The sequence below is a fragment of the Paenibacillus sp. FSL R7-0216 genome (assembly GCF_037969915.1).
GTDB lineage: Bacteria > Bacillota > Bacilli > Paenibacillales > Paenibacillaceae > Fontibacillus > Fontibacillus rhizolycopersici.
This window is the reverse complement of record NZ_CP150222.1, coordinates 32,089-48,303: the sequence shown is the minus strand read 5'-3', so window position 1 is coordinate 48,303 and position 16,215 is coordinate 32,089. Positions and strand designations below refer to the sequence as shown.

The window sequence follows — 16,215 nt, the reverse complement described above, 5'->3', positions numbered from 1 at the left end:
ACACCTTATTCATCATAATGAACCATGATTTTAAACGAAGGTCCGTGTATAGGTAAAAAAGCCCGCACAAAAAAGCAACGCGATTTCCTCCGCGTTGCTTCCTTGTCTTGCTTATTTGCTCGTATTGCCGCCGTTGGTGCCAGCGTCGTTGGTAGCGCCATTGCCGCTCGTTCCGGCGTTGCCGGAACCCTCGGTACCGGCATTTTTACCAGCGTCGGTCCCTGCATTCGTTCCATTGCCCGCATTGGTTCCTGCATTCGTGCCGTTTTCACCCGTGCTGGTTTCCACTTTAGGCAATTCGATCTTCTTGATGATCTTCTTCTCCAGATCGCCCGACATGAACTCGTCCAATTTATTCGAAGCGAGTGTCGTTTGGATCATGTCCTTCTGTTCTTGGGTCAAATCCTCGTATTTCTTCTCGGTCCGAGCTTCCACGCGAATAATGTGGTAACCGTATTCGGTCTCCACCGGTTCGCCGATTTGGTTAAGTGGTTGAGTCAAGGCCGCTTGCTTAAAGGCTTCAACCCAATTGCTGACCTCCACATTTTCGTACAAACCGCCGTTGTCCTTGGAGCCTGGGTCTTCGGAATACTGTTTGGCCAAGGCCGCGAAGTCCTCACCCTTGTCCAGTTTCGCTTTGACTTCCTTCGCCAGCTTCAGCGTATCCTCGGAAGTGCGCTCTTTGCCGTCTGGATCGGTGAAATTGATCAAGATATGACGAACCGATGCCGTCGTATAATCCTGTTTCGTCGCTTCAAACTCCTTCTTCACGTCGTCTTCGGTGATCTTCTGCCGTTCGCCTTCCATCACGGTATAGATCCGTACCATGTAGTTCTTGAAATCGGCTTCGGTAATCTTCTGAGCGTCCAGCATTTGTTTGAAGCTGTCTTCGCCGTTCGATTTCTTCATCTGATCGAACTGCTCTTCCGCCTTTTTCTTGCCGGCTTCCTTGGTCTTGTCGTCGGCTTTGGTTTCGAGGTATTCATAGGCGATTTCCTGCTTAATCAAATACTGACGGAAATCCTCCATTTGCATGAATTGTTCCATTTGTGGCTGGAGCGCTAACACGATCCGCTGCTCGCGGTCAAATTCGTTCTCCGTGATTTCGCCGCCTTCGTACGTAGCGATAACCTTACTCGTATCTTTCCCTCCCGAGCTTGCTTCTTTCTTACCGCATCCTGCCATGACGGAGAGAGCCAATACCGCTACGAGAGCAATCAGCAGCATTCTCCATGAGCGCCTTTTACTTTGAAACATCCTGTAGTTCCCCTTTCGCTTTGAACGCATCCTTCAGGGCTCCGAGAAACTGCTCCAGCAAGCCCATCAACTCTTTGTCGTCCATTCCCTTGGTTTTTATCCGGATAAGCATCACGGATCCTTGACTAAATTGTACACGTCTTCCGAATAGATTGCCAACTTCCGCGAGCTTGTTCGGAACGACGACCTTTTCCCGTCCTTCGTAGAACTTGATCGTCACTTCTTCCCCCCGCAGCGTCATCGATTCGATGCCATATTGCTTACCATACAGTTTGACACGGGCGACGGCTAGGAGATTTTGCACGGCCTCCGGCAGTTCGCCGAAGCGGTCCAGCAGCTCGTCCTCCAGCTCGGACACGTCCTCAAATGAGGAAGCGGAAGCGGTTTTCTTGTAAATTTCGATCTTCTGAATACTGTCGTAAATGTAATCCGACGGCAAATACGCGTCGATACCCAGATCGATCGTCGTATTCCAGGTCGCTTCGGCTGGCACGGTCTCGCCAAGCATGGAGATTTTACGTTTCTGGATTTCCTCAGCCAACATCTGCGAATACAGATCGAAGCCGACGGAAGCAATGAAGCCGTGTTGCTCCGCGCCAAGCAAATTCCCCGCGCCGCGGATGGCCAAGTCACGCATGGCGATCTTAAAGCCGGAGCCCAGCTCGGTGAATTCCTTGATCGATTGCAGCCGCTTTTCGGCTACCTCGGTCAGGGACTTGTCGCGCTGATACGTGAAATACGCGTAGGCGATCCGGTTGGACCGACCAACACGGCCGCGCAGCTGATACAGCTGGGACAAGCCCATTTTATCGGCATCGTGAACGATTAGCGTGTTGACGTTTGGAATGTCCACGCCGGTCTCGATGATGCTGGTGCTAACCAAGACGTCGTATTCGCCGTCAAGGAAATCGAGAATGGTCTTCTCCAGCTCCTGCTCCGACATTTGGCCGTGCCCGATCCCAACCCGCGCATCAGGTACAAGCATGGAAATTTGCGAGGCCATTTCCTGAATGCCTTGAACGCGATTATACAGGTAATAGATCTGTCCCCCCCGCGCCATTTCCCGTTCGATCGCTTCACGCACCAGCGACTGGCTGTGTTCGACGACATACGTCTGCACCGGGAAGCGATTTTCCGGCGGCGTTTCAATGACCGACAGGTCCCGTACGCCCAGCATCGACATATGCAGGGTCCGCGGAATTGGCGTCGCTGTTAACGTCAACACGTCGACGTTCGTTTTCAGCTTCTTCAGCTTCTCTTTATGCGTCACGCCGAACCGCTGCTCTTCGTCGACGATCAACAGGCCCAAATCCTTAAAGACCAGATCCTGCGACAGAATCCGGTGGGTCCCGATGACGACGTCCACTGTCCCTTGGCGAACGCCTTTGATCGTTTCGTTCTGCTCTTTGCGGCTGCGGAAACGGCTTAACGTCTGAATGTTAATCGGGTATCCGGCAAAACGCTCCCGGAATGTCTCGTAATGCTGCTGCGCCAAAATCGTTGTCGGCACCAGCACCGCAACCTGCTTGCCCTCAATTGCCGACTTGAAGGCCGCACGGATCGCGACTTCCGTTTTGCCATAACCTACATCGCCGCAGAGCAGACGGTCCATCGGACGGCTCTGCTCCATATCCTTCTTGATCTCCTCGATCGCCCGCAGCTGATCCGGGGTTTCCTCGTACGGGAACATCCCCTCGAATTCCTGCTGCTCGGGAGTGTCCTTCTCGAAGGCATACCCCGGCGCGGCTTGCCGTTCGGCGTACAGCTTGATCAAATCGTCGGCAATGTCTTGTACCGAGGAACGGACCTTGTTTTTCACGCGGGTCCATTCGTTGCCGCCCAGCTTGTAAATCTTCGGCTCCTTATCCTCGGAACCGACGTATTTCTGAATCATGTCAATCTGTTCGATCGGTACCGACAGCTTATCCCCGCCGGCATATAGGATATGCATATAATCCTTGTGGATCCCGCCAACTTCCAGCGTTCCGATCCCCATGTATTTACCGATCCCGTGATTCTGGTGGACGACGTAATCGCCGACCTTCAGCTCGGTATAGCTCTTGATCCGTTCGGCATTGTCCATACTCTTGCCGACACGGCGCGCTTTACGTTGTTTCTGGGAGAACATCTCGCCTTCCGTAATGACGACAAGATGTGCGGACGGCAGTTCAAAACCGGACTGCAGGTTGCCCTGCAACAACGATGGCTCATCAATCCCGTAATCCTGCAGCACCCGCCGCATGCGATCCATGCGTTCCTCCGTGCTGGCCAGCATGATGACGTGGGCGCCGCTTTTTTTCCAACGCTCCATCTCCGCCTTCAGGACGTTCATTTGCCCATGAAAATCCTGCATCGCCCGAGTTACGAAGTTCACGATGTTCTGTGGTTGAGAATGCGGCACTTGGCGCAAGAACAACGACATAAACAACGTCTGGAACGGACGGTGGTAGATCAGATGATCCACGTCCACCGCCAGCGGCAGATCGGGGAGACTCTTCCCGTTCTGAAACAGGTGCAAATTCCACTCCGCTTCATCGCGTTCGAGTTGCTTGGCTGTCTCCAAGAGCCTCGCCGGTTCGTCGAGCAGAAGCAACGTATCCTTCGGCATGTAGTCGTATAGCGTTTTTCTCTCCGGATAAATCAAGGAAATATATTTATAGATTTCTGAAAAATAAACATGCTCGCGCAGCATTTCCATTTCTTTGAACAGCTCTTCGCGCAGCCGGTTTTTGGCCTGACGATCGGTCATCTTGTCCAGCTGAATCTCCAGCTTCTCGGACACGGCCTGCGCTGCCTGCTCCAGCCGTTCCTTGGAAGCGATCAGCTCCTTGCAAGGCGGGATGAACACTTCTTTGATCTGGTCCACGGACCGCTGATCGGCTGGATCAAAGGTCCGAATCGAATCGACTTCGTCGTCAAACAACTCCACCCGGTAAGCCGTGGAAGCGGTCAGCGGATAAAAGTCGATGATTCCTCCGCGCAGGCTCATCTCGCCGCGGGATTCCACCCGCTCGACCCGCTCGTAACCCAGCTCGACCATTTGGGTGAGGAAATGCTCCAGCTCTAGCGTGCCCCCAAGTTTCACCGTCAGTCCCGCTCCGGCCATAGCCTCCGGCGTTGGGATAAAGCGGCGAATGCCGGAATAAGGCACCACCACGACGCCCCGGAATCCCCGAGAACATTGCAGCAGCACCTCGATCCGTTGTGCCAGCGTTTCCGGACTGGATACGGCCGATTCGGCGGCAACCAATTCATTCGCCGGATACAACAGCACTTGATCCGGTGATAGCGCTTCCTGTAAATCTTCATATATTTTCTGTGCGGCAAACATATTGTGGGTCACGACGAGCAGCGGCCGGTCCGTATCTTGATGCAACGCGGCCAACATCACTTGTCTGGACGAACCCGACAAGCCGGAGATGAGCTGCTCCTTCATGCCCGAGTTCACGCCCGCTACCGTCGATGCAAAATCGGTATCGCGTGAAAAAGCTTGAATAAGTGCTTGTAGCAAATGAGGCACCTCTCTTACTGCTGATGGATAGAAGATGGATGTCTAGACGAAAAGGGTAAGTCCTCCTTACCCGAACCAAAAAGGAGCCTCAGCAAACGTGCCAAGGCTCTATAACCGTGCATTCCGGTGAATTTGTCCATTGTTGCTGGAGGCTTGTGGGCTATTGCAAAGGATTCGCAAGCAACATCAGCTCTGGGTTATGGTCGAGCGCTTCCCTGCAATAATCGCAGGTCACCCGGACCGTCATTTCGCCGTTTGAATCATACGCTATTATATCTCTCCGCTCATCGGGGGTCAAGGAATGAAAGCCTAACTGGGCTTCCGTCACTTGAGGCGATTCAATTCTACCAATCACCGTTCGGCAGTGCTTGCAAACGTAGTTTATAGCCATCTTTATGCCTCCTGAAGATTCTTTATGTCTCCAGTATGCCCCGGGCGTTTGGCTTTTAGCCTATCGGCCTTGCTATAAACCTTAGCCGTTAAACTTAGCCATCGTTTGTTCAAACGTATGATCCATGCTGTATTCCAATGCATCGCATGCCGCTTGAATGGACTGATCGAGCAGCGGCTTATCTTTCTTGGCGAAACCCGACAGTACATAATCAACCACCGCAAAACCTGGCTCCGGCCGGGAAATCCCCATCCGGATTCGGTTAAACGTCTGCGTCCCGGTATGTTGAATGATCGACTTGATGCCGTTATGTCCGCCAGCGCTACCTTGATATCTCAACCGGTTTCGCCCCAGATCGGTATCCAAGTCGTCGTACACCACGATCATGTCATCAATCGACGCCTTATAGTAATCCATATAAGCGCGCACCGCTTCGCCGGATAGATTCATGTAGGTCATCGGCTTGATCAGCACAACTTTGCCGCCCGGCAGCATCCCCTCCCCGATCAAAGCCTTGCATTTGCTCTGCTTGATCTCGATGCCATGCCGACGCGCCAATTCATCCACGGCCATAAAGCCGATATTATGCCGGGTTTTCTCATATTGGGCTCCCGGATTGCCGAGCCCTACGATCCACTTCATGGGACATGTACCTCCAAGTTATGTTTGTTACTGTGGCGTTCCTCCGCTCTGGTGTAGCTCAAAACCGCCGCTGGTGCTTGATTCTTCGTTAAACTAACTAACCTCTCAATCGGATTAACTGGAAAATGTACCGTTAATTTCGACGTGGATCCGCTGTTCGAGCACGGTAAAACCTACCGTTAAATCGCCCAACACTCCCGATTCCGCCTAAATTAACAGTAGAATTTCCATTTAATTTGTATTCCCCGACGGGGAGTGTCATCGATCCCGTCGTCCCTGCCTTCCCCCACCACTGCCGCATTAGGGGTTGCGGCCAGGATCGCCCCCGGTATGGATTTACTCATATCGCAAAAATTTGCGGAGCGGGCCTTGCTGTTGGAACTCCACCGTTGGGCGGATAAAGGTAAGAGGGTGAAATGATTCTGAAGAAGCGGAGCGTTCGCCTTTGTGAGCGGATTTCTACAATTTCTGAAATTGAGTCCAATTCAAGAAATCCGCGAGCAACAGCGATCGTAAGAATATTTCACACGGCTGCCTGCTTCCGCCCAACGTGCCACGCCAACCGCACCCGCGCAGCACTATTTTCACCAACACAGACCAATACACCGATAGGGGTTACGTTCCCCGTTTGGGGGGACGCAACCCCTGCTGTGGCAGTGACCTTTTTATTCGATTTCGAACAGCTTGCTGATCGACAGCTCCTCGTGCACGCGGATGATCGCTTCGCCCATCAGCGGAGCGACAGACAACACCTTAAGCTTGCTCGTCGGATTTGGATGCGTGATCGGAATCGTATCCGTAACGATAACTTCCTTCAGCGGAGAGTTTTCCAGCCGTTCCATCGCCGGTCCGGACAACACGGGGTGCGTACAGCAGGCATACACCTCTTGAACCCCGCCTTCCTTCAGCGCGTTAGCGCCAAGAACGATCGTGCCAGCGGTATCGATGATGTCATCCACGAGGATCGCGGTTTTTCCTTCGATATTCCCGATGATATTCATGACCTCACTGACGTTTGGCTCTGGACGGCGCTTGTCGATGATCGCCAGCGGCGCATTCAGGAAATCGGCCAGTTTACGGGCACGAACCACCCCGCCATGGTCAGGCGAGACGACAACCGGATTCGGAATATGCTTGGAACGGAAATACTGGGCCAAAATCGGCACGCCCAGCATGTGATCGACAGGAATATCGAAGAAGCCCTGGATCTGCATGGCGTGAAGGTCCATCGTAATGACCCGGTGCGCGCCGGCTTTCTCGATCAGATTGGCAACCAACTTCGCCGTGATCGGATCGCGCGAACGGGCCTTCCGGTCCTGACGGGCGTAACCGTAATACGGGATAACCACATTGATGCTCTTGGCCGAAGCTCTTTTCAAAGCATCCACCATCACGAGGAGTTCCATCAAGTTATCGTTGACGGGCGCGCAGGTCGATTGCACCACATAGACGTGGCAGCCCCGAACGCTTTCGGACAGCTTGACCTGTATTTCGCCGTCGCTAAAGCTCGTCGTCTCCGAATCCCCCATCGGGATGCCGATGTAGTCGGCGATCTGATGAGCCAATTTAGGGTTGGAGTTACAGGTGAATATCTTTAGTTTAGAATCACAATAAGTCATAAAATGTAAACCCTCCGTGCTGTGTAGATAGCGTTAGGGCGTAATGTGAATAACCCGCCTTCCCAGCTACCCCGTCTATTCAAATGGTCACTACATCCTTGATTAAGATTCCTGTTGTCTTTGCTTCTTGGCTTTGGCCCGAGCACGAATCTTCTCGGCATAACCGGTTTTGTTCTCCTGCCGGGGTCTAGCAATGGCCAGGTCGTTCTCCGGAACGGAATGCGTAATCGTAGATCCGGCAACGACATAAGCGCCTTTACCCACCTTGACCGGCGCGATCAAGTTCACGTTGCTGCCAACGAAGGCATCGTCCTCGATCTCCGTAATGGACTTATTATAACCATCATAGTTCACCGTAATCGCGCCGCAGCCGATATTCACGTTCTTACCGACTTTCGCATCACCGATGTAGCTGAGGTGCGACACTTTGGAGCCATCATCGAGCGTCGCATTTTTGATTTCCACGAAATCGCCGACTTTTACGTGCGCTCCGAGTTTCGCCCCCGGACGCAAATAAGCGAAAGGCCCTACCGTCGTTTCCCGACCGACCTCTGCCCGGCTGAGCACCGACTGTTTCACCTTCGCGCCGTCTTGTATCACACTATCTTCAATTTCTGCCGCCGGCCCAATCACACAATCTTCGCCAATCACGGTCTTCCCGGACAGAATCGTTCCCGGATAAACCACGGTATCCGCACCGATCGTTACGTCGGCTCCAATATAGGTGGACGCCGGATCGATCACCGTTACGCCATTCAACATATGGCCTCGCACGATGCGCTCACGCATGACCGCTTCTGCCTCCGCTAACGCCACCCGGTCATTGACGCCGATCGATTCCCGAACGTCCGTTACCGCGTATCCTTCCACCACTTCGTTCGCCTGTACCAAAATGCCGATGACATCAGTAAGATAGTACTCCTGCTGAGCGTTGTTGTTTGTGACTTTCTCCAGCGCGGCAAATAATTTTGCATTATCAAAACAATAAGTGCCTGTATTAATTTCCTGCACGGCGGCTTCTTCCGGCGAGCAATCCTTCTGCTCGACAATCCGTTCCACCGTTCCGTTCGCACCGCGGATCACCCGACCATATCCGTACGGCTGCTCCATCTTCGCCGTGAGCACGGTCGCCGCCGCTCCCTTACGATGATGAAGGTCGAATAGCGCTTCTAGCGTCTCTGCCGTAACCAATGGGGTATCGCCACAGATAACCAGCGTGACTCCTTCTTCTCCCGCCAATAATGACCCGGCTTGCTTGACGGCATGTCCGGTTCCCAGCTGCTGTTCCTGCAACACGTATTCCGCCGATGAACCTAAGTAGGATTTCACGGCTTCGGCTCCGTGGCCAACAACCACGATGCTGCGTTCACAACCTACCTCTTGAACCGCGTTCAACACATGCCCGACCATCGGTTTGCCGCAAACGGGGTGAAGCACTTTATAAAGCTTGGACTTCATCCGTTTCCCTTGACCCGCGGCAAGAACGATCGCTAATCTTTTCAAGTCCCCGGCCTCCTTCTCTTTTTTTAAAGAAGTAGTTCTCTCTCATTAAAACTCATTACTGAATATATCTCATTTAAGGCAAAAAGAAAAGGGAGCCATGTACGCATGGCTCCCTTTTCCTCGAACCCCAATTGGTCAAGAATTCAAATAAATGCGACTTACGCCCCTTCTTCGATCGCTTCCTCTTGGTCGGCGGCACGCTCGTATTCAGCTAGGACTGCAGCTTGAATCTTCTCGCGGGTGCCAGAGGAAATCGGATGCGCGATATCCCGGAACTCCCCGTCCGGCGTGCGCTTGCTAGGCATAGCTACAAACATCCCATTGTTCCCGTCGATGACGCGAATGTCATGAACAACAAATTCGTTATCGATGGTAATGGATGCGATTGCCTTCATTCTGCCTTCAGAGCTGACTCGGCGGAGTCTTACATCCGTAATTTGCATATGTGTTCACCACCTTTTTCCATCAGAGACTTGGTGTAATATTCCACATAGCAAACGGAAATCCTTTTTTTTTGATCAACAAAATGGCCGAAAATCACGATTTTTTTTGATAAAACGGGCTTTTCGACACGTTTCGTCGAGAATTCTTACAATTTGAGAAGATCTCGACATCGTTCTTATTGTCCAAATTTCGAAAAATAATTCCCTGGTTCTACCGAGATCTCCTTTTCCTTGGCATCGACCGCTCGAAGCGTCGCCAAGGAAACGTAATCATGCAATAGACGCTGCTCGCTGGCGACCTCGCCCGATTCCACCAGGACACCAACGCCGGCAACCTCAGCATTAAATTCGGCCAGCAGGTCTACCATCCCCTGGATCGTTCCTCCTGCCTTCATGAAGTCATCGACGATCAATACGCGGGAACGTTCCTTAAGCGCCCGACGGGACAACGTCATGGTGTGCAGACTCTTATGGGAGCCCGACACGTAATTGATACTAACGGCCGATCCTTCGGTGACCTGATGGTCGCGGCGGACCAGGACTACCGGCAGATTCAACTCTGCCCCGGTCGCATACGCAAGGGGGATCCCCTTCGTTTCCACGGTCATGATGCAGTCGATCTCCAAATCGCCGAACGCCGTAGCAAACAGCTTGCCTGCCTCGTTCATCAGTGCCGGTTGCCCCAAGAGATCGGACATATACAAGTACCCGCCCGGCAAAATACGGTCTGACTGCGCCAGCTTCTCACAAAGCTGCCGGATAAAAACCTTGGCTTGCTCCCAGCCGACCCGGGGAATATACTTCACACCACCGGCCGCTCCGGCAAGCGTCAGCAAATCCCCCATGCCTTCGCCTTCAAACACTTCTTTGATGATGCCCAGATCCTCGCTGATCGACGACTTGGCCGCTCCGTACCGCTGCGCAAAGGTGGTCAATGGGATCAAATGATGGGGTCTAGACAACAGATAGTGGGTCATCTCGACCAAACGAGCGCTTCTCTTTAATTTCTTCACGAAGTACCCCTCGCTAAATCCGAATATTTTAATGAAACTATAACATTTTTGTACGGATTTGTCCAAGCCTTGGAAATCAGCGAATGAGTACAGCAAATCAAGGTCACTTAGCCGACCTCAAGTCAACAGCCTCACGGCATAGACTTCTTTGCAGAATCCCCGCAATCCGTTGTAAATGCGCGACACTTTCGATTCCTTTGAGACGAGGCCGAAAACCGTCGGTCCGCTGCCAGACATCAGTACCCCATCCGCGCCGAGACGTAACATCGCTTCTTTCAAGTGCGCGACTTCCGGGTGAAGCGTAAGCGTCACCTGCTCCAGCACGTTCCCCAGCTGCTGGCATACCTCGTTGAACGAGCGATTCTCCAGCGCCTCCTGCATCCGGGAAGCCGACGGATGATTCGCAATCTGCTCCGCATGAAGGCGCCCGTATACCTCCGCCGTTGAGACGTTAATGGGGGGCTTCGCCAGCACTACCCAGCATTGCGGTGGATTCGGAAGCGGCGACAATACTTCACCCCGCCCTGTCGCCAACGCCGTGCCCCCTGTCACGCAAAACGGCACATCCGAGCCAAGTTCCGATCCCAGCTCCTTTAGCTCTTCTTCGGGAATGCCTAGCTCCCACAGCCGGTTTAATCCGCGCAACGTCGCTGCCGCATCGCTGCTGCCTCCGGCAAGGCCAGCGGCAACCGGAATCTTCTTGTCGAGATGAATGTATACCCCACTCCGTACGTTGTATCTTTCCTTAATCAGCTTCGCCGCCTGGAACGCTAAATTCTTCTCGTCCAGCGGAATATATCCAGCCTGGCTCGAAATAATAATCGTATCCCGCGGGAGGGCGCTCATTTCCAGACGGTCGGCTAGATCCACCATGGTCATGATCATCTCAACCTCGTGGTAACCGTCCGGACGTTTATGCAACACATCGAGCATTAAATTAATTTTGGCCGGTGCTTTTTCGTAAATTTTCATGGCGCTCCCCCACCTCAGCAATTCCGTGGAATCCTCATCCATCCGGTCATCTGGCACATTCCTATATTGTAAAAAATGATTGCCTCCACGTCTATGTACGAAAGACAAATTTTTCTCCCTCTATCTTACTTCATCCGGCGAAAAAAACGAAGCTCCCCGGACGGGAAGCTTCGCTGCGGCAGAGGTTATTGCTGTTTCGCTGCGGCCTTCTCGGCGAGCTCAATCGCCCGCTTCACCATATTGCCCGCATCTTTGGCTTTGATGCCGCCCCAGCCTTCCTGCTGGACGGTATCATAAAATCCCAAATCCTTCGCCAACTCGACCTTCAAGTTCTCCGACATCACGCTGCGTCTTCTTCGCGACATGGTCAGTGCTCCTCCTTTGGGGTCATGGATATAGGAACGATGATTAGTATACGCAGGCTCTGGCTCAAGCATACGATGGAAAGTCTGTCCACGTAAGGCGAACAAATCACGAGGAAGCCAGTCCCCTCATGCAGGCAAGAAAAAAACGGCCTCACCCACCGGGCGATAACCGTTTGCTGCTTAATTCATTTGGTTCATGATGTTCACGGTTTAATATACGAAATCCTCATCTCATCGTTGTCGTCGCAAATCATAACTTCAACGGATTCGGTCAGTATATCGGCATAACTGTAAGACACACGCTTAAAGGTTTGCTGCTCTTGATCCAGCTTCACAATGAAGACCGAAGGATAAGTCTCCTCCAAAACTCCAGTGCGTTCGACGGTCTTCCGGCGACCTCCGTTTGCCCGGAGCATAATTTTCTGTCCTACGTGGGCGTCGAGACTATGCTTAATTTCCGACAGCGCATTTTTAGCCATTGCCTGTGACCACCTTCTTTCTTTGTCCATTATACAGGAAAGTCACAACCTTGTCAAATCAAAACAAATAATTATATCAGCAGTAAAAATGATGTGTCAACGATTATTTTTCGACATTTTTTCTCTTAACCCGATGGGAGTCCTAATAAAATAACCGGAAGGTCCTGGGGCGTTCGCCTCAGATCCTTCCGGCATGGACAAATAACAAGGATGCTCTTTATTTTTATTTTGGTCTTTCACATGGACGGCACAACTTTCAGCGTCGATAAATCCTTGAGTTTGGGCAGTCCGATACGGTAGCTGCCGCGGGTCTCAATCCCACCGACGCCTTGCGCTCCGCTGATCGTGTGATTCAGCACGTCGGTGATCTGGATGGTCTCGCGGATGGAGGTGAGCGACGCCTTGGCTGCGATGTAGACCGGATCCAGGGCATGGATCAGCACGCGACCGGGCGAGCTGGCAAAATTAGCCCCCGCCTGTAGCAGCGCCTCAAAATGCGACTGGCAAGCGCCGGCCACGATCGTTAACGTATCGAAATTCCGTTCATATTGCCGGGCCGTTTGAATGGCCTCCACAAAATGCTTAGAATTTTTATAGCTGGTTAAATTGTAAAGGTCGCCGTTGGGACGCGATTTTAAAACCCCGTCATGTCCGGTCAGCACAACGATATCCGGTTTGACGGCAGGAAGCAGTCGATACAGCGCATGGGACATTTGCGACTCCGTGACGTAATAGCCTTGAGCCGGCACTCGCAGCTTCTCATACAGGCTTAAGCTTTTTTGCAAATATCGTTCGTCGCCGTCCAAATGCAGCACCTTACCCGGCACCTCGAAATAGGCCGGTTCCCCTTGCGCATAAAACTCCCGTCCAATCGCCGTCCGGTTTCGTTCTACCAAGTCCTTGCGGTCCTGGGTCAACCACTTCAGCGACTCCGTGGCCTTGATTCGGGCTCGCTGCGTCGTTTCTCCTGGGGAAGCCGGGTCTACCCTGACCAGATCGGTCAAGGGCGCATCCGCCAGCAGCCGAAATTCCGTTCCTTTGATGATAGCTTCGCTCCGTACAATCCGTTCGATCCGGAACGTGACGTCTCCACCGTATGATTTGCGGACGACCAAGTCTCCCAAATTCGTCAAGTCAATCACCTCTATCCCCATCGTATGGGCGACAAGAGGGAATGGTTACACGCGGAGTTCCTTCAACCCGGCGTCCAGTAGCGTATCGCTCAGCTTCGCAAACTCATCCAGGCTTAACGTCTCGGCCCGCCGGGAAGACTGGATACCGGCTTCCTCCAGAAGGTTCTCCAGTCGCTCGCGCCCCTCTTTGGGGAAGAAGCGGCTCTTGAGATTGTTGGATATCGTCTTCCGTCTCTGGGCAAAAGAGGCCTGCACCACCTCGAAGAAAAACGCCTCATCCTTAACGGCCACAGCCGGCGTCTTCCGTACGGTCAAGCGGATCACCGCGGACTCCACATTCGGCTGCGGAATAAATACGCTGTGCGGCACCGTGCAGATCAGCTCCGGTACGCTATAGTACTGAACGGCGATGCTAAGGCTGCCGTAATCCTTGCCGCCAGGAGCAGCAGCCATACGCTCAGCCACTTCCTTCTGGATCATCACGACAATATGCTCTAGAGGCAGCTTCTCCTCAAGGAGCTTCATCAGAATCGGCGTCGTCACGTAATACGGCAGATTAGCCACTACACTGACGCCGTTCACCCCGCCGAATTCGGCAGCGAACAGCGCTTGAAGATCCAGCTTCAGCACGTCCCCATGGATCACGTTCACGTGCGAATAGGGCTCCAGCACCTCTTCCAGGATCGGAAGCAGACGTTGATCGATCTCCACCGCCGTTACCTTACCTGCTTCCTGAGCCAGTTTTTCCGTTAACGCGCCGATACCCGGTCCGATTTCCAGCGCGCCCTTGGTATCGTCCAGGCCGGCTGCCGCGACGATCTTCCCGAGAATGTTCTGGTCGATCAGAAAATTCTGTCCCAGGCTTTTTTTAAACGAAAAACCGTGCCGTTGAATGATCTCCTTCGTTCGGCGCGGCGTGGATACCTCTTCCCTTATGCTCATGCTCCTTAAACTCCTTTGCTCTCCAACTCGGCCAGCGCGGCCGCAAACTCCTCGCGGGTGATACGGAACACCGATAACCGCTTGTACAATTGCTTCCCGTTGCAATACCCGATGCCTAGCAGCTCACCTAGCGCTTTCCGTCGCGCAGCAGCCTGCGGGTGAACGATTAACCCCGCACTCATCAAGTCTTCCCAGTCGATCGCGGCCTCTACTCCCGGCGCTTCGCTGCGGACTCGGGACAGCGCCGTGCGGATCGCCTCCGGTGAGGCGTTCTCCACGCCGATGTCGCCCCGCTTCGTGGCCTCTGCCTCGGGAAGGAACGCATGCTTGCAGCCCGGAACCCTTGCCGCCACGATTTTGCGAATCCGCTCCCCGGCATGGTCCGGATCAGTAAAAATAATGACCCCTCGGCGCTCCTGAGCCAAAGCGATCTTCTTGAGCGTCACTTCCCCGATGGCCGAACCGCCGGTCTCAATCGTATCCGCCTCCACGGCTCGCTTGATGGCCACGGTGTCATCTCGGCCCTCCACCACGATGACCTCTTTGATCATGGTATCTATTCTTCCCTTCGTGCTCTAGCTTATCTTTTTTGTTATTAATGATGTTCAAAAAGTCGACTTTTTGAACTTCCTTGCAAGAATAACAAAAAGAAGAGGATAACATCCTCTTCTAATCCACTGTCTTATTCATCATCCTAATACTATCTCATTCCCTCTGCATTGTAAAACAAAGAGAGTCGAGAGTTAATTCAATTCCGGCTTCGTCGGGCCGATGACGTAAACGGTACGCCCCTTCTTCCGGCCGAAGTTCTTCGCATCCTTCAGGGTATCGTAATAAACATCCATCTTGTTCCCATCAATAGCCCCGCCGGTATCCTCCGCCTTACGGAAGCCGATCCCCTCGATGTATACCCACCAACCGAGTGGAACGACGTCCTTATCAACCGCGATTGTTCTGCCTTCGGTCACGCGGGTACCGGAGGCCGTGCGGGTGCCAATCCCGTCTTCTTCCGCCGAATAGGCGGTCAACGTGACGTTTTTAAGTATCTTTTTATATTCAAAAGAGACGCCGCCTTTGGTCGTCAACCCGCTAATGTTCACCGCATTTGCGGTACGGTTAATGCTGGCCGACAGAACGGCGGTTGGCTTCTTCGTGCCGACGGCAACAACCTTCGGCTGGGCCTTTTTAGTGACCTCTTTGCCGAGCCATCGCTTTGTCACGAACTTTCCGTCCTCGTAAGTTTTCTCAATGTTGTGAATGACCAATCCGGCATTGCCTTGCTGAACGACCTTCGTCGTGCCTTTCAGCAGATTGGCGTCCGACGTTTTGACCACGCTAAAAGGCACGGTCTCCTTCGTCTGCACCGTTTGCTTACTCACCCGAACAATCTTGACGTCCAGGTTCGCGGTAACTTTACTGTCCAGTGTCGGTGAGACCTTGTCATCTTGGTCCAATGTGACGCCGATCTCGGACAATACGCCTTCTACTTTGCTTTGTGTTGTGAAGTGAACCTTTTTCATGCCGTCCACGCTCACGTTTACCGGCTTTGCGCGTACGATGACAATGCGGTCACCGTTCTTAAGCGAGCTGTCCAGCGGAAGCGATACGGAATCCTTCGCGCTGAGTTGAATCGATTGCTCCTCCAGCAGATGGGCTACGCTGGATTTATTCGTCTCCACCGATTGGACGCTGCCGTCCACAATCAGGGACACTTCTTTATGTGCCTGGCCAAACAGCCAGATTAGGATGATGATGAATACCGCGATGGTCAGAACGCCGACGAGCGCAATCTGACGTAAATTCTCATGCTTCCATCGCATTGCGTAAGACATGCTGGATGAGCGTGATTCATGGGTCTCCTCTTTGCGGAAAATGCCCATTTCTTCCGTCCTCCTTCATAGTCCCGCCGTCTAGGTCGATGCATGATAACGATTGACGTGACTAC

The 16,215-nt window shown here is 52.9% G+C and carries 15 protein-coding genes; all 15 read right to left on the bottom strand.

Annotated elements, in window-relative coordinates:
- Positions 1 to 111: 111 nt before the first annotated feature.
- Positions 112 to 1,257, bottom strand: a complete 1,146-nt coding sequence (locus tag MKZ15_RS00215) for a peptidylprolyl isomerase (RefSeq protein ID WP_155608072.1) — start codon at positions 1,255 to 1,257, stop codon at positions 112 to 114.
- Positions 1,244 to 4,768, bottom strand: a complete 3,525-nt coding sequence (gene mfd / locus MKZ15_RS00210) for a transcription-repair coupling factor (protein WP_193418848.1) — start codon at positions 4,766 to 4,768, stop codon at positions 1,244 to 1,246. The genes MKZ15_RS00215 and mfd overlap by 14 nt, the downstream gene beginning before the upstream one ends.
- A 160-nt stretch (positions 4,769 to 4,928) precedes the next feature.
- Positions 4,929 to 5,159, bottom strand: a complete 231-nt coding sequence (locus tag MKZ15_RS00205; RefSeq protein WP_155608070.1) for an anti-sigma-F factor Fin family protein — start codon at positions 5,157 to 5,159, stop codon at positions 4,929 to 4,931.
- Between the two features lie 81 nt (positions 5,160 to 5,240).
- Positions 5,241 to 5,801 (bottom strand): aminoacyl-tRNA hydrolase, encoded by a 561-nt coding sequence (gene pth, locus MKZ15_RS00200; protein ID WP_155608069.1) that lies wholly within the window; start codon positions 5,799 to 5,801, stop codon positions 5,241 to 5,243.
- A gap of 665 nt (positions 5,802 to 6,466) precedes the next feature.
- Positions 6,467 to 7,420, bottom strand: a complete 954-nt coding sequence (locus MKZ15_RS00195; protein ID WP_155608068.1) for a ribose-phosphate diphosphokinase — start codon at positions 7,418 to 7,420, stop codon at positions 6,467 to 6,469.
- Between the two features lie 102 nt (positions 7,421 to 7,522).
- On the bottom strand, positions 7,523 to 8,923 hold the full coding sequence (glmU, locus tag MKZ15_RS00190) for a bifunctional UDP-N-acetylglucosamine diphosphorylase/glucosamine-1-phosphate N-acetyltransferase GlmU (RefSeq protein WP_339818930.1): 1,401 nt from the start codon (positions 8,921 to 8,923) through the stop codon (positions 7,523 to 7,525).
- A gap of 158 nt (positions 8,924 to 9,081) precedes the next feature.
- Positions 9,082 to 9,366 (bottom strand): septation regulator SpoVG, encoded by a 285-nt coding sequence (gene spoVG, locus MKZ15_RS00185; RefSeq protein ID WP_036618134.1) that lies wholly within the window; start codon positions 9,364 to 9,366, stop codon positions 9,082 to 9,084.
- A 176-nt stretch (positions 9,367 to 9,542) separates the two neighbouring features.
- A complete protein-coding gene (gene purR, locus MKZ15_RS00180; protein ID WP_193418845.1) occupies positions 9,543 to 10,379 on the bottom strand; it encodes a pur operon repressor in 837 nt (278 codons plus the stop codon).
- A gap of 117 nt (positions 10,380 to 10,496) precedes the next feature.
- Positions 10,497 to 11,351 (bottom strand): 4-(cytidine 5'-diphospho)-2-C-methyl-D-erythritol kinase, encoded by an 855-nt coding sequence (ispE, locus tag MKZ15_RS00175; protein ID WP_213624119.1) that lies wholly within the window; start codon positions 11,349 to 11,351, stop codon positions 10,497 to 10,499.
- A 185-nt stretch (positions 11,352 to 11,536) separates the two neighbouring features.
- A complete protein-coding gene (locus MKZ15_RS00170; protein ID WP_016314706.1) occupies positions 11,537 to 11,716 on the bottom strand; it encodes a small, acid-soluble spore protein, alpha/beta type in 180 nt (59 codons plus the stop codon).
- 203 nt (positions 11,717 to 11,919) lie between these two features.
- Complete coding sequence (locus MKZ15_RS00165) at positions 11,920 to 12,195, bottom strand: Veg family protein (RefSeq protein ID WP_155608065.1); 276 nt, start codon at positions 12,193 to 12,195, stop codon at positions 11,920 to 11,922.
- 236 nt (positions 12,196 to 12,431) lie between these two features.
- Positions 12,432 to 13,349 (bottom strand): sporulation peptidase YabG, encoded by a 918-nt coding sequence (gene yabG / locus MKZ15_RS00160; RefSeq protein WP_213624118.1) that lies wholly within the window; start codon positions 13,347 to 13,349, stop codon positions 12,432 to 12,434.
- Positions 13,350 to 13,373: 24 nt separating this feature from the next.
- The gene (rsmA, locus tag MKZ15_RS00155; protein WP_193418843.1) at positions 13,374 to 14,270 is read right to left on the bottom strand and encodes a 16S rRNA (adenine(1518)-N(6)/adenine(1519)-N(6))-dimethyltransferase RsmA; all 897 of its coding nucleotides are present in this window, start codon (positions 14,268 to 14,270) and stop codon (positions 13,374 to 13,376) included.
- A gap of 5 nt (positions 14,271 to 14,275) precedes the next feature.
- Positions 14,276 to 14,821 carry a ribonuclease M5 gene (gene rnmV / locus MKZ15_RS00150; protein ID WP_155608062.1) on the bottom strand — a complete coding sequence of 182 codons (546 nt, stop codon included), beginning with the start codon at positions 14,819 to 14,821 and terminating at the stop codon, positions 14,276 to 14,278.
- A gap of 192 nt (positions 14,822 to 15,013) precedes the next feature.
- Positions 15,014 to 16,150: a 3D domain-containing protein gene (locus MKZ15_RS00145; protein WP_155608061.1), complete on the bottom strand. Its 1,137-nt coding sequence runs from the start codon at positions 16,148 to 16,150 to the stop codon at positions 15,014 to 15,016.
- Positions 16,151 to 16,215 lie beyond the last annotated feature (65 nt).